This window comes from Streptomyces sp. NPDC002138 (assembly GCF_040296485.1).
In the GTDB taxonomy this organism is placed as follows: domain Bacteria; phylum Actinomycetota; class Actinomycetes; order Streptomycetales; family Streptomycetaceae; genus Streptomyces.
In genome coordinates this window covers 1-13087 of sequence record NZ_JBEOXE010000066.1, presented here as the reverse complement: position 1 = coordinate 13087, position 13087 = coordinate 1, and the positions used below count along the sequence as shown (strand labels likewise).

14 protein-coding genes are annotated in these 13087 nt (G+C 73.4%); 7 read left to right on the top strand and 7 right to left on the bottom strand.

Features of this window, described 5'->3' with window-relative positions; all coding sequences use genetic code 11:
- The 4 genes from ABT084_RS30950 to ABT084_RS30935 all read left to right on the top strand — a co-directional run bounded on the left by ABT084_RS30950 (position 1) and on the right by ABT084_RS30935 (position 3659).
- Positions 1-1527: an FAD-binding protein gene (locus ABT084_RS30950; RefSeq protein WP_351050928.1), complete on the top strand. Its 1527-nt coding sequence runs from the start codon at positions 1-3 to the stop codon at positions 1525-1527.
- A gap of 116 nt (positions 1528-1643) precedes the next feature.
- A complete protein-coding gene (locus tag ABT084_RS30945; protein WP_351050925.1) occupies positions 1644-2132 on the top strand; it encodes an SRPBCC family protein in 489 nt (162 codons plus the stop codon).
- Between the two features lie 8 nt (positions 2133-2140).
- Positions 2141-3001, top strand: a complete 861-nt coding sequence (locus tag ABT084_RS30940) for an alpha/beta fold hydrolase (RefSeq protein ID WP_351050923.1) — start codon at positions 2141-2143, stop codon at positions 2999-3001.
- Between the two features lie 10 nt (positions 3002-3011).
- Complete coding sequence (locus tag ABT084_RS30935; protein ID WP_351050920.1) at positions 3012-3659, top strand: 4'-phosphopantetheinyl transferase family protein; 648 nt, start codon at positions 3012-3014, stop codon at positions 3657-3659.
- A gap of 26 nt (positions 3660-3685) precedes the next feature.
- Here ABT084_RS30935 and ABT084_RS30930 read toward each other — a convergent pair whose 3' ends face one another.
- Positions 3686-4237, bottom strand: a complete 552-nt coding sequence (locus ABT084_RS30930) for a hypothetical protein (protein WP_351050917.1) — start codon at positions 4235-4237, stop codon at positions 3686-3688.
- A 93-nt stretch (positions 4238-4330) separates the two neighbouring features.
- Here ABT084_RS30930 and ABT084_RS30925 point away from each other — a divergent pair, with 93 nt between their 5' ends.
- Positions 4331-4843, top strand: a complete 513-nt coding sequence (locus tag ABT084_RS30925) for a PadR family transcriptional regulator (RefSeq protein WP_351050914.1) — start codon at positions 4331-4333, stop codon at positions 4841-4843.
- A gap of 68 nt (positions 4844-4911) precedes the next feature.
- Entirely contained in the window at positions 4912-5838 is a 927-nt protein-coding gene (locus ABT084_RS30920) for a carbon-nitrogen hydrolase family protein (RefSeq protein ID WP_351050913.1), read from the top strand.
- A 57-nt stretch (positions 5839-5895) separates the two neighbouring features.
- On the opposite strand, the gene ABT084_RS30915 is transcribed toward ABT084_RS30920, so the two are convergent.
- The 4 genes from ABT084_RS30915 to ABT084_RS30900 form a co-directional block, all read right to left on the bottom strand.
- Complete coding sequence (locus ABT084_RS30915; protein WP_351050911.1) at positions 5896-6891, bottom strand: AraC family transcriptional regulator; 996 nt, start codon at positions 6889-6891, stop codon at positions 5896-5898.
- A 153-nt stretch (positions 6892-7044) separates the two neighbouring features.
- Positions 7045-7542, bottom strand: a complete 498-nt coding sequence (locus ABT084_RS30910; protein ID WP_351050909.1) for an anthrone oxygenase family protein — start codon at positions 7540-7542, stop codon at positions 7045-7047.
- Positions 7539-8177 carry a hemerythrin domain-containing protein gene (locus ABT084_RS30905; RefSeq protein ID WP_351050906.1) on the bottom strand — a complete coding sequence of 213 codons (639 nt, stop codon included), beginning with the start codon at positions 8175-8177 and terminating at the stop codon, positions 7539-7541. Before ABT084_RS30905 ends, ABT084_RS30910 begins: the two co-directional genes overlap by 4 nt.
- Before the next feature lie 132 nt (positions 8178-8309).
- Positions 8310-9146, bottom strand: a complete 837-nt coding sequence (locus tag ABT084_RS30900) for an NmrA family NAD(P)-binding protein (RefSeq protein WP_351050903.1) — start codon at positions 9144-9146, stop codon at positions 8310-8312.
- A gap of 411 nt (positions 9147-9557) precedes the next feature.
- Between ABT084_RS30900 and ABT084_RS30895 the strand changes: the two genes are divergently transcribed.
- A complete protein-coding gene (locus tag ABT084_RS30895) occupies positions 9558-10556 on the top strand; it encodes an AMP-binding protein (RefSeq protein WP_351050900.1) in 999 nt (332 codons plus the stop codon).
- Positions 10557-10619: 63 nt separating this feature from the next.
- Here ABT084_RS30895 and ABT084_RS30890 read toward each other — a convergent pair whose 3' ends face one another.
- Entirely contained in the window at positions 10620-11432 is an 813-nt protein-coding gene (locus ABT084_RS30890; RefSeq protein WP_351050897.1) for an SDR family NAD(P)-dependent oxidoreductase, read from the bottom strand.
- 140 nt (positions 11433-11572) lie between these two features.
- Positions 11573-12922, bottom strand: a complete 1350-nt coding sequence (locus ABT084_RS30885) for an AMP-binding protein (protein WP_351051005.1) — start codon at positions 12920-12922, stop codon at positions 11573-11575.
- Between the last annotated feature and the right edge of the window lie 165 nt (positions 12923-13087).

Sequence of the window (13087 nt, the reverse complement as noted above, 5' to 3'; positions counted from 1 at the left end):
ATGAGCAGCACCCACACAGACGCCGCGGGCAGCGCCGCCCAGCCGTCCCGCCGTCGGGTCCTCGGCGGGATCGCGACCACGGCGGTCGCGGTCGTCGGCTGGAACGCCGTGTCCCAGACCTGGGCGACGGCCGCCGAGGCCGCGGTCAGCACCGACGTCGTGCCCGTGCCGGGGCTGACCGGGACCCTGGAGACGTCGCCCGCGACCGTCGAAGGCTTCGGCCACGACTTCGGGCACCTCTTCGACGGTGCGGCGAGCAAGCCGTGGGCCGTCCTGCGGCCGGGCGGCGTGGACGACATCGTCACGATCGTCAACTACGCCCGGGCCAACGGCATCCAGCTCGCCGTCAACGGCCAGGGCGGCACCGGCAACGACATCGAGTCGCACTCGGTGTACGGCCAGGCCCGCGTCCCGGGCGGCATCTCCATCGACGCCAAGGGCATCTCGCGGATCCTGTCGATCGGCTCCGACCACGCGGTGGTCGAGGCCGGCGTCACCTGGGGGCAGCTGACCGACGCGACCCTCAAGGTGGGCAAGACCCCGCCGGCGCTCCCCGACTACCTGTACATCTCGGTCGGCGGGACCATCAGCATCGGCGGGATCGGCGGCACCGTGCAGCGGTACGGCCTGCTGTGCGACACCGTCCAGTCCATCGACATCGTCACCGGTGACGGCAAGCTGGTGACCGCGACGGCGCAGCAGCGGCCGGAGCTGTTCAACGCGGCGCTGTCGGGCGGCGGTCAGGTCGGCATCATCGTCCGGGCCACCGTCAAGCTGATCCCGGCGCCGAAGCGCTCGGTCATCTTCAGCCTGTTCTACGCCGACGTGGCGACCTACCTCGCGGACTCGGAGAAGGTCCTGGCCGACGGCCGCTTCCAGGTCCACGCGGGCGAGATGCTGCGGAAGCCCGACGGTTCGGGCTGGCGCTACAAGCTGGAGGTCGGCGCCACCTACAACACGACCCCGCCGGACCGCGCGAAGCTGCTGTGCGACCTGCGCGACGTGCGGGCGGACGCGGTCATCGAGGACGTGTCCTTCCGGGACTACATGTTCCGGCTCGACGCCTACGAGGCCGTGCTGAAGGAGGGCGGCCACTGGTACACGCCCAAGCCGTGGCTGAGCATGTTCCTGCCCGCGTCGAAGACGAAGCAGTTCATGCAGCGGGTGGAGCAGGAGCTGGACGCGAACTCCCTCGGCGGCGGGTTCCTGCTCTTCTACCCGTTCTTCACCTCGAAGCTGAAGCGGCCGCTGGCGATGATGCCCAACGAGTCCGTGGTCTACCTGTTCGACCTGCTGCGCTTCCCCAACCCGGGCGAGCCCAACATCCAGGGCATGATCGACCAGAACCGCAGGCTGTACGACATCGCGGTGGGCCTGGGCGCCAAGCGCTACCTGGTGGGCTCGATCCCGATGACGAACGAGGACTGGAAGAAGCACTTCGGCAACCGCTGGGCCGGCTTCGTGAACGCCAAGAAGAAGTACGACCCCAAGAACATCTTCACCCCCGGTCAGGGCTTCTTCGCCTGACGGCGGGAGTCCCACCGGTCGTGAAGTGCGGCGGGGGCGGGGCGAGGCTCCCCCGGCAGGGAGAGGCTCCCCGTCCCCGCCGTTCCCTTTCCCCGTACCCATTGGAGGGTTTCGCCATGACGACGTACGACCGGATCGACGAGGCGGTGATCGACGCCCCGGCAGCCGCCGTCTGGGAGGCGCTCGTCGCGGAGCTGCAGGGCGCCAAGGAGTGGTGGGTCCCGCACAACACCTTCGAACTGCTCTCCGGCGCCGCCGACCGCGTCGGCGGGCGGGTCGCGGTGACCGTCCACACCAAGGGTTCCGACAACGGCGGCCTCAAGCTCCGCTTCACCCAGCGCACCGTCGCCGTGGACCCGGGGCGCCGGCTGGACGTCGCGTACGTCGACGGGGTCTTCCGGGGGACCAGCGTCTTCCGGCTGGAGCCGCTGGCCGACGGCCGCACCCGGATCTCGATGCACTTCGTGGGCACCCCGAGCGGCTTCCTGAAGATCCTGTCGAAGGTCGCCGACCTGGGCGCGGAGCACTCCAAGGGGGCCCTGTCGGCCTTCGAGTCGCTCGGCCGCAAGCTGGCGGCGCCCGTGGGTGCGGGGGCGCGGGGATGAGCGCGGCCATGGAGCTGTCCCTCGCCCGGGAGCTGAGCCGGGAGCTGAGCGTGCGGACGGACGACGGCGCGGACCTCGCGGTGACCGTACTGACCCCGCTGGCGGGCACGGCGCCCGCGGTGGACGTGGTCCTGGTGCACGGCTGGGCGCACACCCGGCGGGTCTGGGGCACGGTCGCGGACCGGCTGATCCGGGCCGGGCACCGGGTGGTGCTGTACGACCAGCGCGGGCACGGCGCCTCCACCCTCGGCCGGACCCCGGTCTCGGTGGAGCGGCTCGGCGCGGACCTGGCGGCCGTACTGGGGGAGACGGACGCGCGCGGGGCGGTCGTGGTGGGCCACTCGGGCGGCGGGTTCGCGGCCCTGTCCTACGCCGCCCACGACGCCCGGGCCGGGCGGCTGCACGGGCTGGTGCTGCTGGGGACGGCCGCGCACGGCCAGGACACCCCGGACAGCGAGGTCAAGATGATGGGCAGCGCGCCGTTCTCGTGGGCGCTGCGCCGGACCTGGCTGGGCGGCAAGCTGCTGTCCTCGACGATGGGCAAGGGGGTGGACCCGGTCGCGCTGGACGTGAACCGGCAGCTGTTCGCGGCGACCGCGCCCCACGTCCGGGCGGAGTTCTTCCGCTGCACCCGGGGCTGGGACGTGCGCGAGGCGCTGAAGTCCGTGCGGGTGCCCGCGGTGGTGCTGCACGGCGAGGGCGACAAGGTGATCGCGCCGGCCCTGGCGGAGATCCTCGCGGAGACCCTGCCGGGCGCCCGCTTCGAACCGGTGTCCGGCGCGGGCCACATGCTGCCGCTGGAGCGCCCGCTGCTGGCGGTCTCGGCGGTGGCGGAGCTCGCCTCGCGCGCGCCGGCCCCGTCGCGGTGACGCCGCGGCGATGATCGAGACACTCCTGCCGCCGGGCGTCGCGTCCTCGGAAGCCTTCGACGACGCGGCGCCCGCGCCGCTCTTCCCGGCCGAGGCGGCGCTGGTGGCGGGCCGCCGGGCGCGCAGGCGCCACCAGTTCGCGACGGCCCGGGCCTGCGCCCGGCACTGCCTGGCGGACCTCGGCCACGCCCCCGTCCCGCTGCTCCCCGGCCCGGGCGGCGCCCCGGCCTGGCCGGCCGGGGTGGTCGGCAGCATCACGCACTGCGACGGCTACCGCGCGGCGGTGGCCGACCACTCGGGCCGCACCTCGGCCCTGGGCATCGATGCCGAACCGGCGGGGCCGCTCCCGCCGGGCGTCCTCGGCCTGATCACGTCCCCGGCGGAACGCGCCCACCTGGCCACCCTGACCGCGGCCGACCCGGCCACCCCGTGGGAGCGGCTCTTCTTCTCGGCGAAGGAGGCGGTGTACAAGGCCTGGTACCCCGCGACGGGCACCTGGCTCGGCTTCCGCCAGGCCACCCTGACCCTCTCCCCCACGGGCACCTTCACCTGCACCCTCCACCCCCCGCCCGAGGCCCCGCCGGTGAACCCCACGTACGAGGGCCACTGGCTGTCGACCCCGGCCCTGGTCGTCACGGCGGTACACCGGGCGGGGTGAGGGGTCACAGCACCGGGACGGGCCTCCTACCGGCCGGCCTTGGCCTGGGCCGCGGCGACGTAGCGGACCGTGAAGAGCATCGGGACGGCGAACCCGGCGACCTGGACCAGCGTCGCGGTCGTGGAGTGGCCGTGGCCGGCGTGGGCCAGGGCGCCGAGCGCGCCCGCCGTGACGGCGAAGGCGGCGGTCCACACCGCGGTGATGACGGCATTGATCCGGAGGAAGGGCCTCAGGCCCCAGACCTCGCGAGGGGTGGTGCGCTTGGCGATGCCCAGGGTGAACGGCTTGCCCGCGGCCAGCGAGCCGCCCGCGATGAGGGCCAGGGTGGCCGAGGAGAGCGCCGCCGAGTAGGCGTGCACCGCCGAGTGCGGGTCCGCGAAGGCGACGGCCGCCAGGACCGCGAAGAAGACCGCCGAGCCGGCTTCCATGATCAGCGCGTCGAACCCGGCCCCCGCCCGCCGCTGCTGGACGATGACCGCCACCGCCGCCAACAGCCCGGCGAGCGCGCCCCATTGCCACTGGGCGGACGGGACCACCGCGAAGACGATCCACGGAAGGAAGGTGCGCACGTACGACATCGAAGACCCCCGGGCCACTGATATTTCTGTTCTGACATGTCGAAAGTAGAAGGTCTGGAACGACCTGTCAAGACTGGAAGGTAAAGTGGGCGCATGAGCCTTCGACACGCCCTCCTCGGACTTCTGTCAGAGCGCCCGGCCAGCGGGTACGACCTGCTGAAGCGCTTCGAGACCTCGCTCGCCAACGTCTGGCCCGCCACCCAGAGCCAGATGTACACAGAGCTGACCAAACTCGCCGACGCCGGTCTGATCAGCGTCTCGGCGCACGGCCCGCGCGGCCGCAAGGAGTACAGCCTGACCGACGAGGGGATGGGGGAACTGCGCCACTGGCTCACGGAGACCAAACCCCAGCGCAACACCCGCAGCGACATCCTCCTGCGGGTCTTCTTCCTGAACGTGCTCACCCCCGACCAGGCGCGGAGCTACCTCACGCAGCTCATGGAGATGTCGGAGCACGAACACGGGGAGCTGCGCCGGCTGTCCGAATCCATCGACTGGGGCGACGACCCCCTGTCGGTGAACGGCAGGATCGCCCTCGAGTACGGCCTGCGCTTCAACGCGATGCGCCGCGAATGGGCCGCCTGGGCGGCCGACCAGATCCGCTGAGAGCCGAGAGCGGCCGAAGGCGAAAGCGCCGCCGGGCTCGTGGGGCGGCTCCGGTAGTTTGGCCCCCCATGGATGATCTCCGCGGCCTGCCGTCCACCGAGCCCGCCACCGAGCCCGCCACCCAGCCCAGCGCCCCGCCCAGCGCGCCGCCGTCCGTCCTGCCCGCCGAGCCGCTCACCGTCGCGGCCGGGCAGGCGGCCTGTGTCGCCCTGGACGTCGCCGCCAACGCGGCGACCGCCGCCGGTCTGGTCCGGCGCGCCGCCGACCGGGGCGGCCAACTGCTGGTCCTGCCGGAGCTCTTCCTCACCGGATACGAGCTCCCGGGCATCGCGGCCGACCCCGCGGCCCACGCGCTCGGCCCCGCGGACTCCCGGCTGGACGTCCTGGCCGCCGCCTGCGCCGAGACCGGCACCGCCGTGGTCGCCGGGGCGCCCACGCGTGACGCCGACACCGGGGAGCTGCGGATCTCCGTACTCGTGCTCGGGCGCGACGGGCACTTCGCGGCCCGGTACGACAAGCAGCACGTCACCCCGAACGAGCGCGCCGCCGGCTTCGGCCCGGGCGCCCGCGGGTGCACCCTCTCCTTCGACGGGTGGCGGCTCGGGCTCGGCATCTGCTGGGACTCGGGCTACCCCGAACACGCCCGGGCCGCCGCCCTCGACGGCGCTCACGCGTACCTGGTCGGCGCCATGTTCGGCCGGGGCAGCGGCGAGCGCCAGCTCGCGACGGTCTTTCCCGCGCGGGCCATGGACAACACCGGCTACGTCCTGCTCGCCAACCACTGCGGACCCAGCGGCCCGTACGACGGCTGCGGCCGCAGCGCCGTCTGGAACCCGGACGGCACCCTGCTCGCCGACGCCGGCACCGCCACTCCCGGCCTGGCCGTGGCCCGCCTGGACCCGGCCGCGCTGGCCCGCGCGCGAGCGGAGGAGCCCGTACTGATCGACCCCTCGCTCAGCGCCCCGGTGCTTCCCCGCGTCAGCGCGGGGATCTGACGCCCGGTCGGCGCGGGCACGTCGGAAGCGCCGCGCAAACGCCTCCTCGGAAATGCCTCAGGCCCCCAGGATCACCGTGCGGGGCGGGGCCGACGCCTCCCGGGGGGTGGTCGGGGTGGTGCCCGCGCGGAATTCCTGGGGGCTGACGCCGCGGACGCGTTTGAAGGCCGTCGACAGGGCGAAGGCGTTGCTGTAGCCGACCCGGCGGGCGACCGTGGCGACCGTGGCCTCCGGTTCGCGCAGGAGGTCGGCGGCCAGGGCCAGGCGCCAGCCGGTGAGGTAGGCGACCGGCGGCTCGCCGACGACCTCCGCGAAGCGGCGGGCCAGCGAGGCGCGGGAGACGCCGACCTTGAGGGCGAGTTCCTCGACGGTCCAGCCGTACGCCGGGTTCTCGTGCAGCAGGGTCAGCGCGGGGCCGACCACCGGATCGCTCTGCGCCCGGTACCAGGCGGGCGCGCCGCTGCCGGGATCGGCGAGCCAGGTGCGCAGGATGCCGATCAGAAGCAGGTCCAGGAGCCGGTCCAGGACGATCTCCTGGCCGGGTTCGTCCTTGCCGATCTCCATCGCGAGCAGCCGGACCAGGGTGTCGTCCCCGAACGAGGCCGGCCGCACCAGGATCGCGGGCAGCGCGTTCAGCAGCCGCCGGCCGATCTCGCTGGGCGCCTGGTAGGTCCCGCTGAGCATGATCGCCGAGCCGTCGTCCTGGAAGGCCTCGCCCCAGGACCGCACGCCCAGCGCCATGGTGTCGGTGACGTCCTCGCCCGCCTCGGTGTTGCACCGCTGCTCCGGGCCCACCGTGATCTGGACCGGGGTGCCCGGGCTGTCGGCGACCGTGTAGGGCTCGGGGCCGCGTACGACCGTCAGGTCGCCGGGCCGGATCAGTACGGGCGTTCCCCGGTCCGGGACCAGCCAGGCCTCGCCGCGCACCATCGTGACGACGGACAGCGGAGCCCGGTCCTCGACGCGCAGCGACCAGGGCGGGTTGAAGACGGATTTGAGGAGGAAGGCACCGCGGGCCTTGGGGCCTTCCAGCAGACCGGTCAGCGTGTCCATGGGTTCCTTGCTGCGCGGGTGGGGGCGGGGACGGGGAACGACGGTGCAGCGCCCGCTCTCCCGCGGGGGACGGAATTGAGAGCGGGCGCCGTTCGAGGGGTGGTGCCGGGTGGAGCTTCTTACGCCGATGCCGACGCCGACGCTTACCGACGCCTACGCCGCCACGGAGCCGCGGCCGTGCAGGGTCAGCGCCCGGCCCAGCGCGGCGAGGGCCGCCGTGCAGGCCACGGTGCGCACGATGTTGCCGCCGGTCCAGCGGGCCCCGAAGCGGGACCGGGCGGCCCCGAAGTCGGCTCCGGCGCGCGCCAGTTGGGTGTTCAGCGGGATGTTGATCGCCGCGGTCACCACCAGCGAGAGGGCGTACAGGCCGAAGGCCGTCCAGCCCCAGCGCGCCGCGTCCGGCCGGCCGCCGCGCTGCTGCTGCGCGGCCGCCACGCCGGTGGCGAGGAACGCCCCGAGGAAGAGCAGCCCGAACAGCCCGTTGTCGATGGCGTCGTTGATGTTGCGCATCGCGGTCACGTAGGTCTGGTCGTCACCGCGCCCCAGGCCCGGCATCACCGAGATGTCAAAGGCGAAGTAGAGACCGGCCATCAGGCCCGTGCTCACCGTCGCCGCGACCAGAGTGGCCGATTGAGTCGTCGTGCTCGTCACGTCCGGAGTCCCTTCAGTGTGCGCTCGTACCGCCTGCGCAACAGCGTCGCACCGATCAACCGGACCGGCGGTGGAATGGTGGAGGACACATGGGCGACGGACTCCGGGCTCGCGCCGTCGAACATCCAGGGCTGGAGGTACGTCATGACGCGCATCGGCGCGCTGGAGACCACCTTGCGTTCCTCCGCCAGGTACGCCCGCTCCCCCAGCCGGTCGAAGACCGGGAAGACCACGCGCTCCTCGTCGCGCAGGTGGCCGCGCAGGATCTCCTCGAAGGCCTTGGCGGCCGCCACCAGCCCGTCACCGCCGCGCCCCACGGCCGTGGACACCGCCGCCATGGCCGCGTCCAACTCCTCGTGGTCGTCGTGCAGTTCGCGGGCCTGCGCGTCGAAGTCCGCGTCGCGGCGGCGCAGCCCCGGCCACAGCACGTCGTCCTCGCTGGTGTGGTGCCATTCGATGACCTCGCGCAGCCGCTGCCACCACTCGGCGCCGCCGCCCCGCCAGGCGGGGGCGGCCGCGCGCAGCCGGGCCGCGTCGCGCCGCATCGCGATGTGCATCAGCGCGAAGCCGTGGAAGTGGGGTGCGAGCGCGGCCAGTCCGTTCTCGCTGGAGTAGGACGGCTGGGACGTGGTCATCGGGTCTCCTCCCGGTGGGGCCGATGGGACGACGTGCGGCGTGCGGTCCTGGGCGCCCGCGTGCGGACTGCCCGCGTACGGACTCCCCCCGCCCGGCCGGGCGGAAGCCGCCCGACCGGTGTCAGGGTGTGGTCAGACGTTCCAGACCCCGGTCGCCGCCGCCTCGCGGGCGAAGTCGGAGAAGTCCTTGGGCTTGCGGCCCAGGGCCTCCTCGACCCCGTGCACCAGGTGCGCGTTGCGGCCGTCCAGGATCATGGTGAAGAGGTCGGCGAAGTCTTCCGGGAGGTCGTTCTCCCGCAGGACGGCGCGGTACTCCTCGTTGGTGACCGAGATGTACTTGATCTCCCGGCCGGTGGCCTTGGACAGCTCCTCGGCCACATCGCTGTAGCTGAGCAGCCGCGGGCCGGACACCTCGTACGTCTTGCCGATGTGCTTGTCCTCGGTCAGGGCCGCCACCACGACGTCGGCGATGTCGTCGACATCGACGAACGCCTCGACCGCGTCCCCGGTCGGCAGGGCGATCTCGCCGGCCAGGACGGGCTCCAGGAAGAAGCTCTCGTTGAAGTTCTGGTTGAACCAGCTGGCCCGCACCACGGTCCAGTCGGCTCCGGAGGCCTTGAGGTTGTCCTCGCTGACCTCCGCGGCCTCCTCGCCGCGGCCCGAGAGCAGTACCAGGCGGCGCGCGCCGCTCGCCACGGCCACCTTGGAGAACGCGCCGACCTGCTCGGCGGCGCCCGGGAAGGCTAAGTCCGGATAGTAGGTCACGTACACCCGGTCGACGCCCTCCAGAGCGGCTGTCCAGGTGTCCGGCTGGTTCCAGTCAAAGGCCGGTTCACCATGGCGTGATCCGACCCTGACCGGAAGCCCCTTGGCGGAAAGTTTTTCGGCGACGCGCCGGCCGCTCTTGCCGGTGCCGCCGATGACGAGGGTGATCCGGGCGTTCTGCGTGTTCTGCGGGTTCTGAGTCATGAGTACAGTCAAGTCCAGTCTCGCGAGACGGGCCATAGCCACAAAGCTCTCCTCCATACGCGTGCGTCTACGGCGTACGGCCCCGGGACACGGTGTGGAAGGCGTGGCGGCGGCGGGAACCCTGGAATCGTAGGCATGCCTTACCCGGCCCTGCCACAGCCTCCCCAGCTCCGCTCGACCCCCCGTGGAGCCGTCCACGAGCCGCTCTCGAGCGGGTCGGGAGCCGGTCCTGAGCGGCTCCCGAGCGGCCGTCCGGCGCACCCCGGCCGCGGCCCCGGCCGGTCCCCAGCGCGCCCCCACCGGACCTCCGCCCCGCCCCGACCCGTTCTGTACGCCGGGACTTGAGCGATCCTCCGGCGCGCGCCGACACCATCGGGCCGTGGAAGACCGCAGCGAGGTCCGGGAGGCCCCATGAACCCCACTCCGGAGCATCCGGAGCTCGACCAGTTGTCCGCCGACCTGGGCGGTCTGCTCGGCCGGATCGGGCTCGACCCGGGCGGAGAACGGCCGGAGCGCCGGGACCGCATCGACATCCGCTTCGCGACCGCGGCCGCCCGCCACCCGGTCCGGATCGCCGCGCGCGACCCGGAGGAGCAGGCGACGTATCTGGAACTGGACTGGCTCGCCGACGAGATCGCCCGCAAGCTCTCGGGGCGTACGGGCCCGGGCCACGCCGTCGCGGTGCGCGCCCGGCGCTCCTGCATGTCCGCGGGCGCCGTCGTCGGCACGCTGCGCTCGGGAGCGGCCGTACTCCCGCTGGAGCCCGGGCACAACGCGGGGCTCCAGGAGTTCCTGATGCGTGACGCGGGCGCTTCGCTCGTCCTTTCGGACAGCGGACTGCTGCGCGACGAGATCCCCGTGGCCAAGGCCGGTCCGTTCGTCCTCGCGACCCGTCCGCGGAGCGCCGTCGTACGTCGTGAACTCCCCGAGGAGGCCGCCTTCCTGGCGCTCCCCTCGGGCGGGCACCCCGGCCGGGCGCTGTCCGTGGACCCGGTGACGCACGGGGACGTGCTGGCGTGGGTGGACAGCATCGTGCCGCTGCTGGAGGCGGGGCCGCAGGAGGTGTGGACCGCGTTCCACTCGCTGAGCCTGGACCTCGGCATGCGGGAGATATGGGGGCCCCTGCTCTCGGGCGGCCTCGCGGTGGTCGTCGACGGGGACACCGGGGCGGACGCGCGGGAGTTCGCGGAGCTGCTGGAGGACGAGCAGGTGACGGTGCTGACGCAGCTGCCCTCGGGGCTGGCGCGGCTCACCGGAGCCGCCGCGCGCGGGACCACGCTGCCCGCGCTGCGGCACGTACTGCTGTCGGACGAACCGGTGGAGGAGCGGGTGCCGGCCGCCTGGAAGGCCTCGGGGATCGCGCCGTGGGCCGTGGTGTGGGAGGTCTCGGGATCACCGACGGTGCTGTGAGCACCGGCCGGGTGGTGAGCACCGACCGTGCCATGATCGCCCGCCGTGCGGCCGCCGAGCGTCTCAGACGTTCCCGAGCCCGCCGCACACGTTGAGGGCCTGCGCGGTGATGGAGGCGGCGAGGTCGGTGGTCAGGTAGCCGACCAGTCCGGCCACCTCCTCGGGGGTGGAGTAGCGCCCCAGCGGGATCCTGGCCTCGAACTGCTCCTGCACGTACTGCTCGGTGGTGTCCCACACCTGCGCGTACCCGCTGCGCACCCGGGCCGCGGTGGGCGTCTCGACGTACCCGGGGCAGACCGCGTTGACGGTGACCCCGACCGGAGCCAGCTCCTTGCCCAGCGCCTTCGTGAATCCGACGACGGCGTGCTTGGCGGCGGAGTAGGGGGCGCCGAGCAGGACGCCCTGCTTGCCCGCGGTGGACGCGATGTTGACGATGCGGCCCCAGCCCGCGGCGCCGAGGCCGCCCCGGCCGAGCACCTCGCGGGTGACGAGGAAGACGCTGTTGAGGTTGGTGTCGATGACCTCGTGCCACAGCTCGTCGGTGAGGTCGGCGGTCGCGCCGCCGCCGCTGCGGCCCACGTTGTTGACGAGGACCGAGACCGGCGCGTCGAAGGCCAGGGCGGCCGCCGTGACGAGGGCCGCGACCGACGCGCGGTCGCGTACGTCGGCTGCCGTGCCCTCCACGTCCAGCCCCTCGGCCCGCAGGTCCTCGACGGTCTGCTTGACGACCGCCTCCGTGCGCGCGCAGAGGAACACCCGGTGCCCGCGGGCGCCCAGGTCCCGGGCGATGGCCAGGCCGATCCCGCTGGTCGCGCCGGTGACCAGGGCCACGGGCCGTTCGGGGGATCTGTTCATCGCCGTCGGCTGTGCCTTCATCGGGCGCCCTCCCATGCTCGTGTTGACGTCATGACGGTCGCGGAGGCGACTCGGGGCGCACCGGAAGGGGGATGGAGGAAATCGGGCCGGAGGGCGTTAACGGCGTTAACGCCGTTAACGCCTCCCGCCCCGGCGGTGGTTCAGCGCTCCTCGGGTGAAAGCAGCAGCCGCTTCTGGGGTTTGCCCATCGCGTTGCGCGGGAGGGACGCGACGAAGCGCACCTCGCGCGGGCGTTTGTGCACCGAGAGGTGAGCGGCGACGAAGTCCGTCAGTTCGGCCGCGCCGACCCCCTCGGCGACGACGAAGGCGACGATGCGCTGGCCGAGGTCGGCGTCGGGGACACCGACCACGGCGGCCTCGCTGACCGCCGGGTGGTCCAGGAGCGCGTTCTCGACCTCGCCCGCGCCGATCCGGTAGCCGCCCGACTTGATCATGTCGATGGAGGCCCGGCCGACGATCCGGTGGAGGCCGTCCGCGTCGATGGCGGCGATGTCGCCGGTACGGAACCACCCGTCCTCGGTGTACGAGGCGGCCGTGGCCTCGGGCCGCCCCAGGTAGCCGCTGAACAGGGTGGGCCCGGTCAGCTGGAGCTCGCCGATGTCGGCCCCGGGTTCGGCGGCGATCCGGGTACGGACCCCCGCGACCGGGGTCCCGACCGTCCCGGGCCGGGGCACCGCGTCCGCCCGGGCGCTGAGCGTGATCAGGGTCTCGGTCATGCCGTAGCGCTCCAGCGGCGCGTGGCCGGTGAGCCGCGCCAGCTCGCGGAAGACGGGGGTGGGCAGGGGCGCGCTGCCCGAGACCAGCAGCCGGGCCCCGGCGAGGGCCGCGGCGGCGGCCGGGTCGGCGGCGATCCGGGACCAGACCGTGGGCACGCCGAAGTACAGGCTGCCGCCCGCGGCGGCGTACGCCTGCGGGGTGGGGCGGCCCGTGTGCACCAGGCGGCTGCCGGTGCGCAGGGCGCCCAGGACCCCGAGGACCAGGCCGTGGACGTGGAACAGCGGCAGCCCGTGGACCAGGGTGTCCTCGGCGCTCCACTGCCAGGCGTCGGCGAGGGCGTCGAGCCCGGCGGCGAGGGCGGCGGCGGTGTGGACGACGCCCTTGGGGGCGCCGGTGGTGCCGGAGGTGTAGAGGATCAGGGCCGGGTCCCCGGGGGCGGGTTCCCGTACACCGGTGACGGCGCTCGCGGGGGCCCGGCGCGCGACGTCGGCCTCGATCGGCGAGGCGCCGGAGTCGCGCAGGATGTGGTCGCGCTCGGCGGGCCCGGCGTCCGGCGCCAGGGGCACCACGGGCACCCCGGCGAGCAGCCCGCCCACCACTGCGGCGACGGTCTCCAGGGAGGCGGTCGCGGTCACGGCGACGGCGGGCGCCCCGGTGATGTCGGCGGCCACCGCTCGGGCCGCGCCGAGGAGGTCCTCGTACGAGGTGGAGCGGCCGGCGATGGTGACCGCGTCCGCGCGGTCTCCGTGGATGCCTTGCAAGGCCTTGAGCAGCAACGCGGGTCCCCTGTCCGGCGGCGGTCACGTGATCGACCGCCCCAGGGTGTCAGACGGCGGACGGGCGCGGCGGCTGAATGTGGCTGAATGCCGCCCTGTGCACACACCCTGTGCGCACCTGGTGCGCAACGGGACGTACGACCGGTACAGTCCACTCCCATG

Bases quoted from the DNA above. Each gene is read 5' to 3' on its own strand.
- ABT084_RS30950 (WP_351050928.1), top strand. From the start codon at position 1: ATGAGCAGCACCCACACAGACGCCGCGGGCAGCGCCGCCCAGCCGTCC.
- ABT084_RS30945 (WP_351050925.1), top strand. From the start codon at position 1,644: ATGACGACGTACGACCGGATCGACGAGGCGGTGATCGACGCCCCGGCA.
- ABT084_RS30940 (WP_351050923.1), top strand. From the start codon at position 2,141: ATGGAGCTGTCCCTCGCCCGGGAGCTGAGCCGGGAGCTGAGCGTGCGG.
- ABT084_RS30935 (WP_351050920.1), top strand. From the start codon at position 3,012: ATGATCGAGACACTCCTGCCGCCGGGCGTCGCGTCCTCGGAAGCCTTC.
- ABT084_RS30930 (WP_351050917.1), bottom strand. From the start codon at position 4,237: ATGTCGTACGTGCGCACCTTCCTTCCGTGGATCGTCTTCGCGGTGGTC.
- ABT084_RS30925 (WP_351050914.1), top strand. From the start codon at position 4,331: ATGAGCCTTCGACACGCCCTCCTCGGACTTCTGTCAGAGCGCCCGGCC.
- ABT084_RS30920 (WP_351050913.1), top strand. From the start codon at position 4,912: ATGGATGATCTCCGCGGCCTGCCGTCCACCGAGCCCGCCACCGAGCCC.
- ABT084_RS30915 (WP_351050911.1), bottom strand. From the start codon at position 6,891: ATGGACACGCTGACCGGTCTGCTGGAAGGCCCCAAGGCCCGCGGTGCC.
- ABT084_RS30905 (WP_351050906.1), bottom strand. From the start codon at position 8,177: ATGACCACGTCCCAGCCGTCCTACTCCAGCGAGAACGGACTGGCCGCG.
- ABT084_RS30900 (WP_351050903.1), bottom strand. From the start codon at position 9,146: ATGACTCAGAACCCGCAGAACACGCAGAACGCCCGGATCACCCTCGTC.
- ABT084_RS30895 (WP_351050900.1), top strand. From the start codon at position 9,558: ATGAACCCCACTCCGGAGCATCCGGAGCTCGACCAGTTGTCCGCCGAC.
- ABT084_RS30890 (WP_351050897.1), bottom strand. From the start codon at position 11,432: ATGAAGGCACAGCCGACGGCGATGAACAGATCCCCCGAACGGCCCGTG.